Here is a 17,816-nt window from a genome sequence, read left to right on the forward strand (position 1 = left end):
AGCACGAAACCAGGAGCACACCGTGACCAACGACGCGCACACCGGCCCCTTCATCGCGGCCATCGACCAGGGCACGACGTCGAGCCGCTGCATCGTCTTCGACAAGGACGGCCGGATCGTCTCGGTCGACCAGAAGGAACACGAGCAGATCTTCCCGAAGCCGGGCTGGGTCGAGCACGACGCGACCGAGATCTGGACCAACGTCCAGGAGGTCGTCGCCGGCGCCATCTCCAAGGCGGGCATCACGCACGCCGACATCAAGGCGATCGGCATCACCAACCAGCGTGAGACCACGCTGCTGTGGGACAAGAACACCGGCGAGCCGGTGCACAACGCCATCGTCTGGCAGGACACCCGCACCGACGCCCTGTGCAAGGAGCTCGGCCGCAACGTCGGCCAGGACCGCTTCCGCCGCGAGACGGGCCTGCCGCTCGCCAGCTACTTCGCCGGGCCCAAGGCCCGCTGGCTGCTCGACAACGTCGACGGCCTGCGCGAGCGCGCCGAGGCGGGCGACATCCTCTTCGGCACCATGGACTCCTGGGTCATCTGGAACCTGACGGGCGGTGTGAACGGCGGCAAGCACGTCACCGACGTCACCAACGCCTCGCGCACCATGCTGATGAACCTGCACACCATGAAGTGGGACGAGAAGATCGCCGAGTCCATCGGCGTCCCGCTGGCGATGCTCCCCGAGATCCGCTCCTCCGCCGAGGTCTACGGCGAGGTCACCGGCGGCAAGCTCGGCGACATCCTGCCCGGCATCCCCGTCGCCTCCGCGCTGGGCGACCAGCAGGCGGCCCTCTTCGGGCAGACCTGTTTCGCCAAGGGCGAGGCCAAGTCGACGTACGGCACCGGCACCTTCATGCTGATGAACACCGGTGAGTCGGCCATCAACTCGTACTCGGGCCTGCTGACCACCGTCGGCTACCAGATCGGCGACCAGAAGCCGGTCTACGCCCTGGAGGGTTCCATCGCCGTCACCGGTTCGCTGGTGCAGTGGATGCGCGACCAGATGGGCCTGATCAACTCCGCCGCCGAGATCGAGACGCTCGCGTCCTCGGTCGAGGACAACGGCGGCGCCTACTTCGTACCGGCCTTCTCCGGCCTCTTCGCCCCGTACTGGCGCTCCGACGCCCGCGGTGTGATCGCCGGTCTGACCCGGTACGTCACCAAGGCGCACATCGCGCGCGCCGTCCTGGAGGCCACGGCCTGGCAGACCCGTGAGATCACCGACGCCATGACGAAGGACTCCGGCGTCGAGCTCACGGCCCTCAAGGTCGACGGCGGCATGACCTCCAACAACCTGCTGATGCAGACGCTCTCGAACTTCCTCGACGCGCCGGTGGTGCGCCCGATGGTGGCCGAGACGACCTGCCTCGGCGCCGCCTACGCCGCCGGTCTCGCCGTCGGCTTCTGGTCCGGCACCGACGAGCTGCGCGCCAACTGGCGCCGCGCGGCGGAGTGGACCCCCCGCATGGACGCGGACACCCGCGCCCGTGAGTACAAGAGCTGGCTCAAGGCCGTGGAGCGGTCCATGGGCTGGCTCGACGAAAGTGGCGAGGAGTAAACAACATGACCACCCTGCAGAGCGTCCCTGCCCTCGGGACGCATCCGGCTGCCGGTTCCAACCCGAGCCGCGCCGAGACCCGGGAGCAGCTTTCCAAGGCGACGTACGACCTCCTGGTGATCGGTGGCGGGATCCTGGGCATCTCCACCGCCTGGCATGCCGCGCAGTCGGGACTGCGGGTGGCCCTGGTGGACGCCGGCGACTTCGCCGGCGCCACCTCCTCCGCCTCCTCCAAGCTTCTCCACGGCGGTCTGCGCTACCTCCAGACCGGCGCGGTGAAGCTGGTGGCGGAGAACCACTTCGAGCGTCGCGCGGTGTCGCGTCAGGTGGCCCCCCACCTGGCGAACCCGCTCACCTTCTACCTGCCCGTCTACAAGGGCGGCCCGCACGGCGCCGCCAAGCTGGGCGCGGGCGTCTTCGCCTACAGCGCGCTCTCCGCGTTCGGTGACGGCGTCGGCCACCTGCTCTCGCCGTCGAAGGCCGCGCAGGACGTGCCGGAGCTGCGCACGGACAACCTCAAGGCCGTCGCCGTGTACGGCGACGACCAGATGAACGACTCGCGCATGGCCCTGATGACGGTCCGCGCGGCCGTCGAGGCCGGCGCCGCCGTCCTCAACCACGCCGAGGTCACCGGCCTGCGCTTCACCGGCGGCCGGGTCACGGGCGCGGAGCTCAAGGACCGCCTGAGCGGCGACGAGTTCGGCGTCAACGCCCGCCTCGTGCTGAACGCGACCGGCCCGTGGGTCGACCACCTGCGCAAGATGGAGAACCCGGACGCGGCGCCCTCCATCCGCCTGTCCAAGGGCGCGCACCTGGTCCTCAAGCGCACCGCCCCCTGGAAGGCCGCGCTGGCCACGCCGATCGACAAGTACCGCATCACGTTCGCCCTGCCGTGGGAGGACATGCTCCTGCTCGGCACCACGGACGAGGAGTTCGAGGGCGACCCGGCGGACGTCGCCGTCACCGAGGCCGACACCGCGCAGATCCTGGACGAGGCCGCGTTCTCCATCCGCGACCAGCAGCTGTCCCGTGACCTGATCACGTACTCCTTCGCGGGTCTTCGTGTGCTGCCCGGCGGTCCCGGCGACACCTCGAAGGCCAAGCGCGAGACGGTCGTCACCGAGGGCGCGCGCGGCATGCTGTCCGTCGCGGGCGGCAAGTGGACGACCTTCCGCCACATCGGCCGTACGGTCATGAAGAAGCTGGAGTCGCTGCCGGGCCACCCGCTGGGCGACGACTACGAGCCGATCTCGCAGTTGCAGAAGCGGCTGCCGCTGCCCGGCATCGCCAACCCGCGCGCGGTCGCGCACCGCCTGCTCGTCGACGGTCCGGCGCCCGGCCCGCGCATGGCCGCCGACACCGCCAAGCACCTGGCGACGCACTACGGCTCGCTCTCCTTCGACATCGCCCGCCTGGCGAACGAGAACCCGGAGCTGGCCGAGCGCGTCTCGCCCGACGCACCGGAGATCTGGGCGCAGGTCGTCTACGCCCGCGACCACGAGTGGGCCGAGACGGCGGACGACGTCCTGCGCCGCCGTACGACGCTGACGATCCGCGGCCTGGCCACGGACGACGTCCGCGCCAAGGTCCAGGACGTGCTCGACGGCAAGTAGGTCCGGCAGGAAGTACCGAAGGGCGGCTCCCCACCGGGGGCCGCCCTTCGGCGTGCCCGGGCGGGCCGCCATCCCGCGTACATACGCGCGCAACAGGCCGCGGGGAGAGTGGATCCATGAAGTTCCAGGTACTGTCGATCATCGGTCACGCCCCGCACCCGCTGACCGGCCACCTCCCCTCCGCCGCCGACCGGCTGGCGGACGTGATCGAGGTCGGCGTGGCCGCCGAACGGCTCGGCTACGACGCGTACGCGGTGGGCGAGCGGCACGCGGGCGCCTTCCTCTCCTCCAGCCCCACGGTCGTCCTCGGCGCGCTCGCCGCGCGGACCACCCGGATCAGACTGCTCACCGGTGTCACCGTCGTGGCGATCCTCGACCCGGTGCGGGTCGCCGAGGACTACGCGACGCTCGACCAGCTCTCGCGCGGCCGCATCGAGCTGGTGATCGGCAAGGGCGCGGAGGCCGGCCACTTCGATCTCTTCGGGCTCGACGAGGAGCGGCAGTGGGATCTGCAGAAGGAGAAGTACGAGCTGCTGCGCCGGCTGTGGAGCGAGGAGAACGTCGACTGGGAGGGCGAGTTCAGGCCCGCGCTCAAGGACGTGACGACGGTGCCGCGCCCGTACGCGGGCCTGCCGCGGATCTGGCACGGTTCGGCGACGTCCCTCAACTCCCCCGAGCTGGCGGCCAGGCACGGTGATCCGCTCTTCACCGCCAACGCGATCCAGCCGCGTGCCGCGTACGCGAAGCTGATCGCGCACTACCGGGAGAAGTTCGCGGAGTACGGGCACGACCCGGCGGGCGCCCGGGTCGCGGCGGGCTCGGGCGGGCTGCTGATCGCGGACACCGCCGAGCAGGCGGTCGCGCGCTACGGCGAGCTGTACGAGGCGAAGGTGCGCCAGACCTTCAAACCGCACCTGGAGGGCAAGGCGGGCTACAACACGCCCTTCCGCACGATCGAGGACGCGATCGCCGACGGGCCGCAGCTCATCGGGTCCCCGCAGCAGATCATCGACAAGATCCTCGGCTACCACGAGGTGTACGGGCACGACCTCCAGTCGATCACCGTGGACGGTTTCGGCCTGGAGCGGGGCGAGCAGATCGAGACCCTCCAGCGGTTCGCGGAGGAGGTCGCACCGGCGGTCCGCAGGGCCGCGCCGTCCACGCTGTGGGACGGCGCGTGACCGCGGCTGACGTCTGCTGACCTGGGAGTTACGATCCCCCGTACCCACCTTGTCCCCTTCTGGAGCGAGCCATGACCCTCCTGACGACCTGGCCGGAGTCCGGCCCCGAGACCGTCATACGCCGCACGGCCGACCCGGTCGAGATCGCCGCCGCGCTCGCCCCCGTCGGCGTGCGCTACGAGCAGTGGCCGGTGCGCGACGACGTGCCCGCCGACGCGGACAGCGAGACGGTCTTCGCCGCGTACCGCACGGAGATCGACCTGCTGAACGCCGAGGAGGGCTTCCGTACGGTCGACGTGGTCGGGCTGCACCCCAGCGACGACCCCGAGTGGCCCGAGAAGGCCAAGGCGGCCCGGCAGAAGTTCCTCGCCGAGCACACGCACGACGACGATGACGAGGTGCGCTTCTTCGTCGCGGGCTCCGGCATCTTCTATCTGCACGTGGGCGGCGAAGTGCACGCGGTCTACTGCGAGAAGGGCGACCTGCTCGGCGTGCCGCGCGGCACGACGCACTGGTTCGACATGGGCACCTCCCCCTCGTTCACGGCGATCCGCTTCTTCCACGAGGAGGACGGCTGGATCGGCACGTTCACCGGCAGCCCGATCGCGGACCGCTTCCCGGACTTCGACGCCATCCACGCGGGGTACGCCGCGTGACGTCGGGTCCGGGGACCACCCGCACGGAGTTCGACGTGGACGCCGTGGTGCTCGACATCGAGGGCACCACGAGCGCCACGGGGTTCGTGGTCGACGTGCTGTACCCCTACGCGCGCGAGCGCTTCGGGGCGCTCCTCGCCGCGCGGGGCGAGGAGCCTGAGGTGGCGCGGGCCGTCGCGCAGGTGCGCGAACTGGCCGCCGAGCCGGACGCGGACGCCGGACGGGTCGAGAAGATCCTGGGCGAATGGGCCGACGCCGACCGCAAGGCGACGCCCCTGAAGACGCTCCAGGGCGTCCTCTGGGCCGAGGGCTTCGCGCGGGGCGAGCTGGTCTCGCACTTCTACCCCGAGGTGATCGGCGTGCTGCGCGCCTGGGCCGCGGACGGGACGCGGCTGTACGTGTACTCGTCGGGGTCCGTCGCCGCGCAGCGGGCGTGGTTCACGTACTCCCCCGAGGGTTCCCTGATGGACCTGGTGAGCGGCTTTTACGACACCGAGAACGCGGGCCCGAAGCAGGAGGCGGACTCCTACCGGGCCATCTCGGCCGCCATCGGCGTGGCCGCCGACCGCACGCTGTTCCTCTCCGACCGGCTCGGGGAGCTGGACGCGGCGCGGGACGCGGGCTGGCGGACCGTCGGGGTCCGGCGGGCCGGGGAGCCCTACTTCGCCGCCGGGGTCGGCGGCCATCCGCAGGCCGCGGCCTTCGACGAGATCAGCCTGGCAAGGAGCGTTCGATGAGTTCGACCGAGACCACGTCCGTGCTCGACCTGGAGGAGGCGGGCGCGGTGCTCGCCGCCGAGGCCGCGCGCTTCGCGTCGTTCGGCTGGATGCGGGGCACGTCCGGGAACCTGTCCGTGGTCCTCTCGCGTACGCCGCTCCAGCTCGCCGTGACGGCGAGCGGGCGGGACAAGGGTGAACTGACCTCCGCCGACGTGGTGTTGACGGACGCGTCCGGTGCGGCGCTCGGTGCGGGGCGGCCCTCCGCGGAGGCCGCGCTGCACGCCCGGGTGGCGGCGCTCACCGGGGCGGGGGCCGTGGTGCACGTGCACACCGTGGCATCGGTGGCCATGGGCCACCGCAAGCCGGGGGGTGTGGCGTTCTCGGACCTGGAGATGCTGAAGGGGCTCGGGCACCCGACGCACGAGGTGGCGGTGACGCTGCCGGTGATCGAGAACAGCCAGGACATGGCGGTGCTCGGGGATCGTCTCGAGGCGGCCCTGGAGCCCGGCATGCCCGCCGTCGTGGTCGCCGGGCACGGGCTCTACGTGTGGGGCGCCGACCCCCGCCAGGCCCGGCACCGCACGGAGGTCGTGGAGTGGCTGCTGGAGCTTGAGCTGACGCGGGGCTGACCGCCGGACGGGCCGGGCATCTCGGCCCGTCCGACGTCTGAGGACGACGGTCAGGCCTGGCGCAGCCCCGCCGAAGGCAGCTCGCCCGCGGCGACCTCCAGCACGCCCCGCTCCGTCACCAGCCCCGTCACCAGCGAACCCGGTGTCACGTCGAAGGCGGGGTTGTGGCCCCGCGAGCCCGCGGGGGCGGTCCGCACGCCCGCCCACTCCAGGATCTCCTCCTCGCCCCGCAGTTCGATGTGGATGTCGGCACCCGTCGCCGTGGCGAGGTCCACCGTCGTGGTGGGAGCCGCCACCACGAAGGGGATGCCCGCGTACGCGCAGGCCAGCGCGATGCCCACCGTGCCCACCTTGTTCGCGGTGTCGCCGTTCGCGGCTATCCGGTCCGCGCCGACTATCGCCGCGTCCACCTCGCCCCGCAGGATCGTGCCCGCCGCCGCGCCGTCCGCCTGGACGAAGTGCGCGATGCCCTCCTGGGCCAGCTCCCACGCGGTGAGCCGGGCGCCCTGGAGCAGGGGGCGGGTCTCGTCGGCGTACACGCTCTCCAGGAGTCCGCGGCCGTGCAGTTCGCGGATGACGCCCAGCGCCGTGCCCCAGCCCGCCGTGGCGAGCGCGCCCGTGTTGCAGTGCGTCAGGACGCGCAGGGGCCGGTCGGCGGTGGTGTGCTTGAGCAGCCAGTCGGCGCCGTACTCGCCCATCGCCCGGTTCGCCGCCAGGTCCTCGCGCACGACGGCGTCCGCCTCCGCGAGCACCGCGGGCAGGCCCGCGTCGACGAGCGGGGCCACCCGGTCGACGCACACCATCAGGTTCACTGCGGTGGGCCGCGCCGCGCGGATGCGCGCGACCTCCGCGTCGAGGCGTGCGCGGTCCCAGCCCTCGCGCTCGCCCTGGACCACCGCGAGCGCGACGCCGTAGCCGCCGGCCGCGCCGATCGCGGGCGCGCCGCGGACCACGAGCCGCACGATCGCGTCGATCAGCTGGTCGACGGTGGTGACGTCGAGGCGGTTCAGGGCGTGCGGCAGCGCCGTCTGGTCGATCAGGGAGAGGGCCGGTGTGCCGCCCTCCGTGGCCTCCCGCCACTGGACGGCACGCAGTTCCTGGCTGCTCATGGGTCTTCAACTCCGGGAGAATAGGGGCGTTTGCGGCCATGCGGGGAGGGGTGCCGACACCGTACCTGACGTGCTCGAACCATATTTCGAGACGTTCGTGCGGCTGTCCGAAATCCGGTGTTACCCTCACCGCCACCCAGGACGGATCGACCCACGGTGCGAGGAGGACGGCCATGAAAACCCAGCGGACCGCCGGCTCCATGTGCTGCCCCGCCGTGACCGACGCCGCGACCGACGGCCGCCGAATGTGCCGCTGTCGCCGCTGTTGTCGCTGAGCGACCGCGCTCCGCACGTCCGACCTCCCTGCCACCGCCTGGGCTCCCAGGCACCTTCGAGAAGGCGCTCCCGTATGTCCCTGCGCATGCCGCTTCGCATATCCCGCCGTACGTCGCTCCGGCTGTCCTCGCTCGCCGTCGGGGCCGCCCTGCTCGCCACCGGCTGCAACGCCGCGGCGAAAAAGGGCGGTTCGGACGGTGACGGTTCCTCCGGGGCCACGTCGTTCACGCTGGTCACGCCCGACCCCGTGGCACAGAACGAGTTCCTCAAGCTGGCCGTGAGCGGGGTCAAGTCGGCGGCGAAGGCGCAGGGCGCCGGGGCGCCGAAGGTCTTCCAGAGCAGCGACCCCTCCTCGCAGCAGCAGAACGTGCAGTCGGCCGTGGACTCGGCGCCCGACGTGATCGCGCTGGTCGGCTTCGAGTTCGCGGACATCGCGGCGCAGCAGGCCGAGGCCCACCCCGAGCAGCAGTTCCTGCTCGTCGACGCGTGCACGAAGAAGACGTTCGAGAACGTCACGTGTGCCGTCTTCCGCGAGCACGAGGCGGTCTACCTCGCGGGCGCCGAGGCCGGGCTGCTGTCCAAGAGCAAGAAGGTCGGCGCCGTCGTCGTCCTCGACAGCGTGCAGTTCCGCCGCTACAGCGAGCCGTTCGCGGCCGGTGCGAAGAAGGCGCGGGCGGGGATCACCTCCCGCACGCTGTTCGTCGGCGGGCAGTCCCCGTTCAGCGACGCGGCGCGCGCCAAGGACCAGGCCGCCACGATCGGTTCCGGCGGCGCCGACCAGGTGATGGCGGCCGCGGCGGGCGGCAACACCGGTGTCTTCCAGGCCGCGAAGGCCAAGGGCTTCGAGGCGTACGGCGTCGACGCGAACCAGTGCGTCGGCAACCCCGGGGTCGTCGTCGACAACGTCCTGAAGAAGACCGACGTCGCCGTCGAGAAGGGCATCGCGCAGATCCTGAAGGGCAAGGGCGGCACCACGGTGTCCTACGGCCTCAAGGAGGGCGGCATGTCGCTGACCGGCCTGGAGCCCGGCGTCGCGGACTCCAAGTGCCTGATCGCCGGCCACAAGGACGTCCTGAAGCGCGTCGAGTCGCTGCGGGACGAGATCGTCGCGGGGAAGCTGAAGGTCAATGACCCCGCGGCCTGATCCCGCCGCCACCACCCCCGCGGTGGAACTGCGCGGCATCACCAAGGAGTACCCCGGCACCCTCGCCAACGACCGGGTGGACCTGTCCGTCGCGCGCGGCGAGATCCACGCCCTGATGGGCGAGAACGGCGCCGGCAAGTCGACCCTGATGTCCGTCCTGTACGGGCTCCAGCGGCCGGACGCCGGGCAGATCCTGCTCGACGGGCGCGAGGTGGCGTTCGCGAACCCCAGCGAGGCGATCGCGGCGGGCCTGGGCATGGTGCACCAGAGCTTCAAGCTCTTCCCGTCCTTCACGGTCGCCGAGAACGTCGTGTACGCCGCCGAGCCGCGCCGCTTCGGTCTGACGGACCGGGCCGAGGCGCTGCGGCGCGTCGGCGCGCTCGCGAAGGAGTACGGGCTCGCGGTGGACCCGGCGGCGAAGGTCGGGGACCTGCCGGTGGGCGTCCGCCAGCGCGTGGAGATCCTCAAGCTCCTGTACCGCGGCGCCCGTACGCTGATCCTCGACGAGCCGACGGCGGTCCTGACCCCGGCCGAGGCCGACGCCCTGTTCGGCGTCCTGCGCTCCCTCGCGGACGACGGGCGCACGGTCCTGCTCGTCACGCACAAGCTGCGCGAGGTCGTCGAGGGCAGCGACGCGGTGACGGTCCTGCGGGACGGCCGGGTCGCGGCCCGGATGCGGACCGCCGACACCGATGCCGACGCGATCGCCGCGGCGATGACCGGCCGGTCCGTGGAGCTGGACCGGGTGCATCCCGCGGGTGCGCCGGGCGGCGAGGTCCTGTCGGTCGCCGCCCTGTCGACGGACGCGGTGCGCGGGGTCTCGCTCAGCGTCCGCGCGGGCGAGATCGTGGGCATCGCGGGCGTCGCGGGCAACGGCCAGAGCGAACTCGTCGAGGCGATCGCCGGGTTGCGCCCGCTCTCCGCGGGGCGGGTCACGCTCTCCGGGCAGGACATCACGGACGCGTCGGCCGCCGAGCGCCGCGCGGCCGGGCTCGCTTACGTGCCCGAGGACCGCGTGGCGGTCGGCACGGCACCGGCCGCGACGATCGCGGAGAACCTCGCGATGGGCCACCACCGGGGGCACGGTCTGCTGCGCCCGTCCTGGCTGCGCGAGCACGCCCGGGTCCTGATCGACCGCTTCGGCATCAAGGCGGCCTCACCGCGCCACACGGCGGGCTCGCTGTCCGGCGGCAATCTCCAGAAGCTGGTGATCGGCCGCGAACTCGCCCACGAGTCACCGCTGCTGATCGTCGAGCAGCCCACCCGGGGCGTCGACATCGGCGCCGTCCAGACGATCCACGACCAGCTGATCGCCCACCGCGACGCGGGCCACGCGATCCTCCTGGTCTCCGCGGAACTCAGCGAGATCCGCGGCCTGTCCGACCGCGTCCTGGTGATGTACGAGGGCGAGGTGGCCGCGGAGTACGCCCGCGAGGACGCCGACGAGCACACCCTCGGCCTGGCCATGGCCGGCGGTTTCGTCCCCTCCCCCAGCGAGTCTCCCCGCGAGTCCTCCCGCGAAGGCGAGCGCCCCGCCCCCGTGAAGGAGGGCCTCTGAGATGGCCGCCGAGACCCAGACCCCCGGCTCCGGGGCATCACTCGGCGCGCGCGTCCTGCGCGCGCCCGCACTGCACTCCGTCATCGCCGCCGTGCTCGTCGGGGCGCTCTTCCTCGTCGGCACGGGGGCCGATCCCCTCGGGGCGTACGGCGCCGTCGTCAGCGGCGCCCTGGGGCCCGACGGCATCGGGTCCACGCTCACCACCGGGACCGGCATCATCGGACTCGCGGTCGCGCTCGCCATCCCCATGCGGGCGGGCCTCCTCAACCTGGGCGGGGACGGACAGCTGGTGCTCGGCGGGATCGCCGCCGCCACCACCGGGCTCTACTCGCCGCTGCCCGCCCCGCTGACCGTCCTCGCCGCGCTGCTCGCGGGGATGGCGGCCGGCGCGGCCTACGCGGCGCTGGCCGCCGTGTGCCAGAACCGGTTCGGGGTGCCGCTCCTCGTCAGCAGCCTGCTGCTCGGGTACCCGGCGATGTCCTTCGCCTCCTACCTGGCGCGCTTCCCGCTGAAGGAGAAGGGGTCGAGCCTCCCGCAGACGCGGCGGCTGCCCGACGGGGTCGAGCTGCCCGCCTTCGGGTCGTCGACCGTCACCGTGGGACTGCTCCTCGTGGCCGTCGCCGCCGCCGTGTTCGTCTTCGCCGACGCCCGCACCGCCACCGGCTACGAGATCCGCATGACGGGGCTCAATCCGCGGTTCGCGGCGTACGCGGGCGTCGACAGGCCCCGGCTCACGCTGCGGCTGATGGCCCTGTCCGGGGCCGTCGCGGGCCTGGTCGGCGCCATCGGGGTGCTCAGCTTCCCCTACCGCTTCATCGACGGGTCGCTCACCGCCGCCGGGCACACCTGGACGGGCCTCACGGCCGCGCTGCTGGCCGCCGCCGCGCCCGTCGGGACGGTGCTCGCCGGCCTGTTCTTCGCGGCGCTCGAAGTGGGCGGGCTCGCCATGGAGCGCACCACCGAGGTGCCGCGCGAGCTGACGCAGGTCCTCCAGGCCGTCGTCATCGTCTTCCTGGCGGCCCGGCTCAACCTGACCTGGCGGCGGGCCCGGAAGCGGCCCGCCACCGAGACCGAAGCGACCGAAGCCAAGGAAGTGAGCGTGCGATGAGCATCGACTCCGCGCTGTTCCACTCGGCGCTCCTCGCCCTCACCCCGATCCTCCTCGCCGCACTCGGCGGCGCGATCTGCGAGCGCGCGGGCGTGTTCAACATCGGCCTCGAAGGCATGATGCTGATCGGCTGCTTCAGCGGCGTCGCGGGCAGCTGGTTCACCGGGAGCGCCTGGCTCGGCGTGGTGTTCGCCGCGCTCGCCTCGGCGGCGTACTCGATGATCCTGGCCGTCGGGACGATCAGTCTGCGCGGGGACGCGGTCGTCCTGGGCGTGGCGCTGAACCTGCTCGCGGTCGGGCTCACCGGCTTCCTGCTGCGTACGGTCTTCGGCGTGCAGGGCACCTTCTCCGACCCGGGACTCGCCGGTCTCGACGGCATCGACGTCCCCTTCGTCGGGGCGGTCCTCTCGGGGCATTCCGCGCTCGTCTACCTCTCGTGGGCGGCCGTCGCGGTCGCCGCGGTGTTCCTGGCCCGCCATCCGTGGGGCCTGCGGCTGCGCGGGGTGGGCGAGGCGCCCGACGCGGCGGCGACGCTGGGCGTCAGCCCCGCGAAGTACCAGTACGCGGCCGTGCTCGCCTCGGGTGTCCTGTGCGGCCTCGCGGGGGCCCAACTCGCGCTCGGCAACGTCACGTTGTTCTCGGAGAACATGACCGCCGGGCGTGGTTGGATCGCGGTGGTGGCCGTGATGCTGGGCCGCGCCCTGCCGCTCGGCGTCCTGCTCGCCGGGCTGCTCTTCGGCGTCGCGGAGGCCGTCGGCTTCCGGCTCCAGGGGCTCGGCATGCCGCAGCAGGCCACCGACGCCGCCCCGTACGTGGTGACGCTGGCCGCCCTCTTCCTGTCCACGGCGCGCAGGCGCCGCCGCAAGCAGTCCCCGCAGTCCCCGGTAGGAGCACCTTCATGACGACCGAAGCCCGTACGCCCCTCGACGCGCTGCCCATCACCCGCGTCCCCCGCACCGGTCTGCCGGCCCACGCGGTCGTCGTGGGCGATCCGGCGCGCGCGAGCGCCGTCGCCGATCTGCTCCAGGACGCGAAGGAGGTGTCGTACCACCGCGAGTACCGCACCTTCACCGGCACCTGGCAGGGCACCCCCGTCGTCGTCGCCTCGCACGGCGTCGGCGCGCCCGGCGCGATCCTCCTCTTCCAGGAGCTCGCGGAGGCGGGCGTCACCACCATCCTGCGCCTCGGCACGGCGGGCGCGATCCGCCCCGGCATCCGCGACGGCGACCTGGTCGTGGCGGACGCGGCGGTACGCGACGACGGCGTGACGCAGCAGCTGATCCCCGCCGAGTACCCGGCGTTCGCGACCCCGGAGGCGGTCATCGCGCTCCAGCGCGCGGCCCGCGCGGCGAACGCCCCGTACCACCGCGGCGTGGTGTGGACGCGGGCCGCGTTCCAGCCGGGGTTCCTGCCGCTGCCGGGCGAGGCCTACGCGGCCGCCGGGATCGCGGCCATCGAGATGGAGCTCTCGGCGCTGCTCGTCTTCGCCGCCACGCACGGCCTCACGGCGGGCGGCGCGCTCGTCGTCGACGGCGCCAACGCGGACGAGCTGGTGGACAAGGAGAGCACCGGCGGCTACGACCCGCACCGCGACGTGGTGGCCGAAGGGGTCGCCCGGGGCGCGCGGGTAGCCTTGGACGCTTTGCGCCTGCTGAGCGCGGCGGAGCACTGAAGACACGACATCCGGACGACCTCGTGGAGAACGGAACCGATGCATTCCACTGACCTGCCGGCCCAGGACCGGGGCGGCCCTCTGGATCTCCTCGTCCACGGCGGCGACGTCCTGACCGTCGACGCGGCGGGCACCGTCGTGCGGGAGGGCGCGGTCGCCGTGCGCGACGGCCGGATCGTCGAGGTCGGCCCGGCCGATCGGCTGCGGGCCGCCTACGACGCCGCCGAGGAGCTGGACGCCCGCGGCTGTCTCGTCCTGCCGGGTCTGATCAACACGCACACCCACCTCGCGATGACGCTGTTCCGCGGGATCGCCGACGACGTCACGCTCCAGGGCTTCCTGGCCCGGGTGATCCCGGCCGAGGCCGCGGGGCTCTCGCCCGAGACGGTGGCGGCGGGCATCCGGGGCGCGGTCGCGGAGTCCGTGCGCGGCGGGGTCACCACCGCGCTCGACATGTACTGGTTCCACGAGGCGGCCGAGGCCGTGGCCCGCGACGCCGGGTGGCGGCTGCTGACCGGCCCCACGTTCATGGACGTGCCGGGCCCGCCGGACGGCCGCCCCTACGCGCAGCGGCTCGGCTGGGCGGCGGCGGACCTGGCCGGGCGCACCCCCGTGCCGGGCACCCGCCCGGTGGTCTTCGCGCACTCCGCGTACACCCTGGTGCCCGAGCAGCTGACGGCGATCGGCGCGCTGGCCCGCGAGCACGGGGCCCTGCTGCACCTCCACGCCGCCGAGAACGCCGGCGAGGTGGCGATGGTCGCCGAGCAGCACGGCATGCGGCCGGTGGAGCTGCTCGACTCGCTCGGCGTGCTCGGCCCGGACACGCTGCTGGCGCATGCCGTCGACCTCACGGACGCGGAGATCGCGACGCTCGCCCGCACCGGCACGGCGGTCGCGCACTGCCCGGTGTCCAACCTCAAGCTGGGCTGCGGCATCGCCCGCGTCCCCGACCTGCTGGACGCGGGCGTCACGGTGGGCCTGGGCACGGACGGCGCGGTGAGTTCCAACACCCTGGACCTCCTGGGCGCGGTCAAAATCGCGGCGCTCGTGCACAAGGCGGGCGGCGACCCGACGGCGGTCGGCGCCGAGCAGGCCGTGCGGATGGCGACCATCGAGTCCGCGCGGGCGCTCGGCCTCGGCGACCAGCTGGGCTCCCTGGAGGCCGGCAAGCGCGCCGACCTGATCGTCCTCGACCTGGCCAAGCCGCACCTCACGCCGCGGCACGACCCGTGGTCGATGCTGGCGTACGCCGCCGCGGCCGGTGACGTACGGGACACGGTCGTGGACGGCCGGGTCCTGATGCGGGACCGTACGCTGGTGACCATGGACGAGCGGGACGCGCTGCGCGCCCTCCAGGACGCGGCCGACTCCGCGGCGCCCGTCCCGACGAGCCCGACAAGCACCTCCGAAGTGGCACACACCGTATGACCATCGAACCCACCCGCGGCTTCACCGGCCGCGCCCGCGCGGCCGACCGCGACCCGCGCCTGCCTCCCGGGCAGTACGACGCGGCCGACGGCTGGCCCGTCCTGTCCGCCGAGGTGACGCCCGAGCTCGCGCCCGCGGACTGGACGTTCCGCGTGGACGGCCTCGTCACCACCCCGCGCACCTGGACGTGGGACGAGGCGCACGCGCTGCCCGCGTCCGAGTACCGCGGCGACATCCACTGCGTGACCAGCTGGTCCAAGTTCGGGGTGCGCTTCGGCGGGGTGAGCCTGGACGCGTTCCTGGCCGCCGCCGGGCCGCGTCCCGAGGCGACGCACGTCGTGGCGTACTCCCACACGGGGTACACCACGAACCTTCCCCTGGCGGACGTGACGGGCGGGAAGGCGTGGATCGTCTGGGAGTACGGGGACGGCCCGCTGCCGCCCGAGCACGGCGGACCCGCGCGTCTGATCGTCCCGCACCTCTACTTCTGGAAGAGCGCGAAGTGGGTCGCGGGGCTGCGGCTCCTGGACCACGACGAGCCCGGCTTCTGGGAGCAGAACGGCTATCACCACCGGGGAAATCCCTGGCGGGAGGAGCGTTACTCCGGTGACTGAGACCTTCGTGCCCCCGACGCGTTTCGCCGTGCCCGGGCGGATCGCGGTGAGCAATCGCGCGGCGGCGGTGTGGCAGCGGGCCGTGGTGGTGGACGTCCGGCGGGAGAACGCCGCGGGGACGGTGTCGAGCTTCCGCCTCAAGGTGCCCGACTGGCAGGGGCATCTGCCGGGCCAGCACCTGATGCTGCGGCTCACGGCTCCCGACGGGTATGTCGCCCAGCGCCACTACTCGATCGCCTCCGCGCCCCGGGACGCCGCCGCGAGCGGCGAGGTGGAGCTGACCCTGGACCACGTGCCGGGGGGCGAGGTGTCCGGGCATCTGCACACGGTCGCGCGCGTCGGTGACGTGGTGGAGGTGCGGGGTCCGCTGTCGGGCTTCTTCGCGTGGCCGGGCGACCGTCCCGCGCTGCTGCTCGGGGCCGGGTCCGGTGTGGTCCCGCTGATGTCGATGCTGCGGCACTGGCGGGGGGCGGGGCGGCCGGTGCCGCTGCGGCTGCTTGTCTCGGCGCGGACGCGGGAGGATCTCATCTACGCGGACGAGTACGGGGACGAGACGACGGTGGTCCTGACGCGGGCGGAGGGGCGGCTGCGGGCCGAGCACCTGGCCCCGCTCCTGGGCCCCGCGCAGCCCGAGGGGGGCTGGGAGGCGTACATCTGCGGCTCGAACGGCTTCGCCGAGCACGCCTCGCGCCTGCTGGTGGCCGGGGGCCAGCCGGTCGACCGGATCCGGATCGAGCGGTTCGGGTAGGGGTCTCGCAACCGGGGCTTCGCCCCGAGTCCCGTACAAGGTGCCCCTGACATGACGGGTGGCGCCGTCGGCGATTCTTTCCCCGACCCCGCCCCTTCCCGAAAACCTGCTCCGGCGCAGGGGCCTTGGTGACCGTCATCGCCGGCTGCGCCGAGCTCGTCCTCGAACGCCGGACGGGCTGGACATGTCCAGCCCGTCCGGCGCCTTCACGGCGAGACCTCCTCCAGCCTGCGCCCCGCCGTCTCCTCCGCGCCGACCGCCGCCACCACGGACCCCACCAGCGCCACGGCCCCCAGCATCACGAACACCGTGGACACGTTCCCGCCCGCGTACACGACCCCCACCACGATCGGGCCGAGGATGACCCCGAGCCGGTTCATCGCCCCGCCGAGGCTGCTGCCCAGCGCCCGCATGCGGGTGGGGAAGAGCTCCGGCGTGTAGAGGTACAGGCAGATGTTGGAGCCGAAGAAGAACACCGCCGCGAGGGACGTCCAGACCAGGACCTGCACCGGCGTGTCCGCACCGACCGCCGCGAGCGCCACCAGCATCAGCGCCGCCCCGCCCAGGCACCCCGCGATGACCTTCCGCCGCCCGAGGCCGTCGACCGTGAGCGCGGCCACGAGGCAGCCGACGAGGCCCGCGCAGGAGGTGACGGTGGAGAAGAGGAGCGCGTCGGAGAGGGAGAGGTCGTAGCGGTTCTGGTAGATCGTCGGGAGCCAGGACGTGATGCCGTAGTTGACGAAGTACCCGGTGAACCAGAGCACGCCGATGACCAGGGTCCGGCGCCGGTAGCGCCCGGTGAACAAGCCGCGCAGGCCGGAGGCCGACTCCCCGGGGGCCGCGACGGGCAGCGCTTCGGGAACGGGCGGCAGGGGTTTGGCCGTGATCCGCTCTACCTCCGCCTCGATGCCGGACATGACATCGGACGCCTCGTCCAGCCGGCCGTGGTCCGCGAGCCAGCGCGGCGACTCGGGGACCTTCCGCTGGACGAGGATGCAGAGCAGGCCGGGCAGCGCGGCCAGGGCGTACATCCAGCGCCAGCCGAGGATCGGCACCACCCAGGCCGCGACCAGCGCGCCCACGGTCAGTCCCGCCGGGAACACCAGCTCGTACAGGAGCACGAAGCGGCCCCGCCGGTGGCTGCGCGTGATCTCGGCGATGAAGGTCGCCGCCACCGGCACCTCGCCGCCGATCGCCAGGCCCTGGAGGAACCGCAGGGCCATGAAGGCGTCGGGTGAGGTGGACACGGACAGGGCCAGGTTGGCGACGCTGGACAGCGCGATGCACAGCGCGATGACCTTCACGCGGCCGATCCGGTCCGCGAGGCGCCCGGAGAGCAGCGCCCCGATCAGCATGCCGATCGAGCCGACGGTGAGCAGCAGCGTGGCGGCCGAGGTGCTGAGGTCCCACTCGCGGCGCAGGTCCGGCAGGGCATAGGCGATCAGGAGCTGGTCGAAGGCCTCGAAGAAGGTGACCGCGCCGACGATGAGCCGGACGGTGACGTGCCAGCGGCACAGGGGGAGCCGTTCGAAGCGGGCGGCTATGGCGGCCCGGACCGCTCGGTCCGGGGAAGCGTCGATCGTCATGCGGGAACTCCGCTGCTGAGGGGGCGGGGATGAGCGGGGGCAGGGGAACGCGACGGCCACGGAGTCTGGGGAAACTCAAGCCAAGAAGCGGGTAAGCGCAAAGTTTCTAAGCGCTTAAGTTGTACCGCCCCGGCACCGGAGCGCGTCAAGAGTCTCCGCAGGGGAAATCCAGGAAGAACGTCGACGGACAGGTCTTGCGCTTCAGATA

At 72.7% G+C, this 17,816-nt stretch carries 16 protein-coding genes; 14 read left to right on the top strand and 2 right to left on the bottom strand.

Features of this window, described 5'->3' with window-relative positions; translation table 11 throughout:
* The first annotated feature begins 22 nt into the window (after window positions 1-22).
* The 6 genes from glpK to mtnB all read left to right on the top strand — a co-directional run bounded on the left by glpK (window position 23) and on the right by mtnB (window position 6,365).
* Window positions 23-1,567, top strand: coding sequence for a glycerol kinase GlpK (glpK, locus tag QBL25_RS10150; protein ID WP_409056686.1), 1,545 nt, complete (start codon window positions 23-25; stop codon window positions 1,565-1,567).
* A gap of 5 nt (window positions 1,568-1,572) precedes the next feature.
* Window positions 1,573-3,180, top strand: coding sequence for an FAD-dependent oxidoreductase (locus tag QBL25_RS10155; protein WP_409056687.1), 1,608 nt, complete (start codon window positions 1,573-1,575; stop codon window positions 3,178-3,180).
* Window positions 3,181-3,296: 116 nt separating this feature from the next.
* Window positions 3,297-4,361, top strand: a complete 1,065-nt coding sequence (locus QBL25_RS10160) for an LLM class flavin-dependent oxidoreductase (RefSeq protein ID WP_409056688.1) — start codon at window positions 3,297-3,299, stop codon at window positions 4,359-4,361.
* A 71-nt stretch (window positions 4,362-4,432) separates the two neighbouring features.
* Complete coding sequence (locus QBL25_RS10165) at window positions 4,433-5,017, top strand: 1,2-dihydroxy-3-keto-5-methylthiopentene dioxygenase (RefSeq protein WP_409056689.1); 585 nt, start codon at window positions 4,433-4,435, stop codon at window positions 5,015-5,017.
* A complete protein-coding gene (gene mtnC / locus QBL25_RS10170) occupies window positions 5,014-5,754 on the top strand; it encodes an acireductone synthase (RefSeq protein WP_409056690.1) in 741 nt (246 codons plus the stop codon). Before QBL25_RS10165 ends, mtnC begins: the two co-directional genes overlap by 4 nt.
* On the top strand, window positions 5,751-6,365 hold the full coding sequence (mtnB, locus tag QBL25_RS10175; protein ID WP_409056691.1) for a methylthioribulose 1-phosphate dehydratase: 615 nt from the start codon (window positions 5,751-5,753) through the stop codon (window positions 6,363-6,365). Before mtnC ends, mtnB begins: the two co-directional genes overlap by 4 nt.
* Before the next feature lie 50 nt (window positions 6,366-6,415).
* On the opposite strand, the gene mtnA is transcribed toward mtnB, so the two are convergent.
* Window positions 6,416-7,474, bottom strand: a complete 1,059-nt coding sequence (mtnA, locus tag QBL25_RS10180; protein WP_409056692.1) for an S-methyl-5-thioribose-1-phosphate isomerase — start codon at window positions 7,472-7,474, stop codon at window positions 6,416-6,418.
* Between the two features lie 361 nt (window positions 7,475-7,835).
* Here mtnA and QBL25_RS10185 point away from each other — a divergent pair, with 361 nt between their 5' ends.
* The 8 genes from QBL25_RS10185 to QBL25_RS10220 are packed head-to-tail and all read left to right on the top strand — an operon-like array spanning window position 7,836 to window position 16,022.
* Window positions 7,836-8,894: a BMP family ABC transporter substrate-binding protein gene (locus QBL25_RS10185; RefSeq protein ID WP_409056693.1), complete on the top strand. Its 1,059-nt coding sequence runs from the start codon at window positions 7,836-7,838 to the stop codon at window positions 8,892-8,894.
* Window positions 8,878-10,452: an ABC transporter ATP-binding protein gene (locus tag QBL25_RS10190; protein ID WP_409056694.1), complete on the top strand. Its 1,575-nt coding sequence runs from the start codon at window positions 8,878-8,880 to the stop codon at window positions 10,450-10,452. Before QBL25_RS10185 ends, QBL25_RS10190 begins: the two co-directional genes overlap by 17 nt.
* Window position 10,453: 1 nt before the next feature.
* Window positions 10,454-11,560 carry an ABC transporter permease gene (locus tag QBL25_RS10195; RefSeq protein ID WP_409056695.1) on the top strand — a complete coding sequence of 369 codons (1,107 nt, stop codon included), beginning with the start codon at window positions 10,454-10,456 and terminating at the stop codon, window positions 11,558-11,560.
* On the top strand, window positions 11,557-12,462 hold the full coding sequence (locus QBL25_RS10200; RefSeq protein WP_409056696.1) for an ABC transporter permease: 906 nt from the start codon (window positions 11,557-11,559) through the stop codon (window positions 12,460-12,462). Before QBL25_RS10195 ends, QBL25_RS10200 begins: the two co-directional genes overlap by 4 nt.
* The gene (locus tag QBL25_RS10205; protein WP_409056697.1) at window positions 12,459-13,232 is read left to right on the top strand and encodes a nucleoside phosphorylase; all 774 of its coding nucleotides are present in this window, start codon (window positions 12,459-12,461) and stop codon (window positions 13,230-13,232) included. Before QBL25_RS10200 ends, QBL25_RS10205 begins: the two co-directional genes overlap by 4 nt.
* A gap of 39 nt (window positions 13,233-13,271) precedes the next feature.
* Entirely contained in the window at window positions 13,272-14,660 is a 1,389-nt protein-coding gene (locus QBL25_RS10210; RefSeq protein ID WP_409056698.1) for an amidohydrolase, read from the top strand.
* A gap of 2 nt (window positions 14,661-14,662) precedes the next feature.
* Window positions 14,663-15,274, top strand: a complete 612-nt coding sequence (locus tag QBL25_RS10215) for a sulfite oxidase-like oxidoreductase (protein WP_409062601.1) — start codon at window positions 14,663-14,665, stop codon at window positions 15,272-15,274.
* Window positions 15,267-16,022, top strand: coding sequence for a ferredoxin reductase (locus tag QBL25_RS10220; RefSeq protein WP_409056699.1), 756 nt, complete (start codon window positions 15,267-15,269; stop codon window positions 16,020-16,022). Before QBL25_RS10215 ends, QBL25_RS10220 begins: the two co-directional genes overlap by 8 nt.
* Before the next feature lie 206 nt (window positions 16,023-16,228).
* Here the strand turns inward: QBL25_RS10220 and QBL25_RS10225 are convergent, their stop codons facing one another.
* Window positions 16,229-17,608: an MFS transporter gene (locus tag QBL25_RS10225; protein WP_409056700.1), complete on the bottom strand. Its 1,380-nt coding sequence runs from the start codon at window positions 17,606-17,608 to the stop codon at window positions 16,229-16,231.
* Between the last annotated feature and the right edge of the window lie 208 nt (window positions 17,609-17,816).

The sequence above is a fragment of the Streptomyces sp. SYP-A7185 genome (genome assembly GCF_046103685.1).
In the GTDB taxonomy this organism is placed as follows: domain Bacteria; phylum Actinomycetota; class Actinomycetes; order Streptomycetales; family Streptomycetaceae; genus Streptomyces.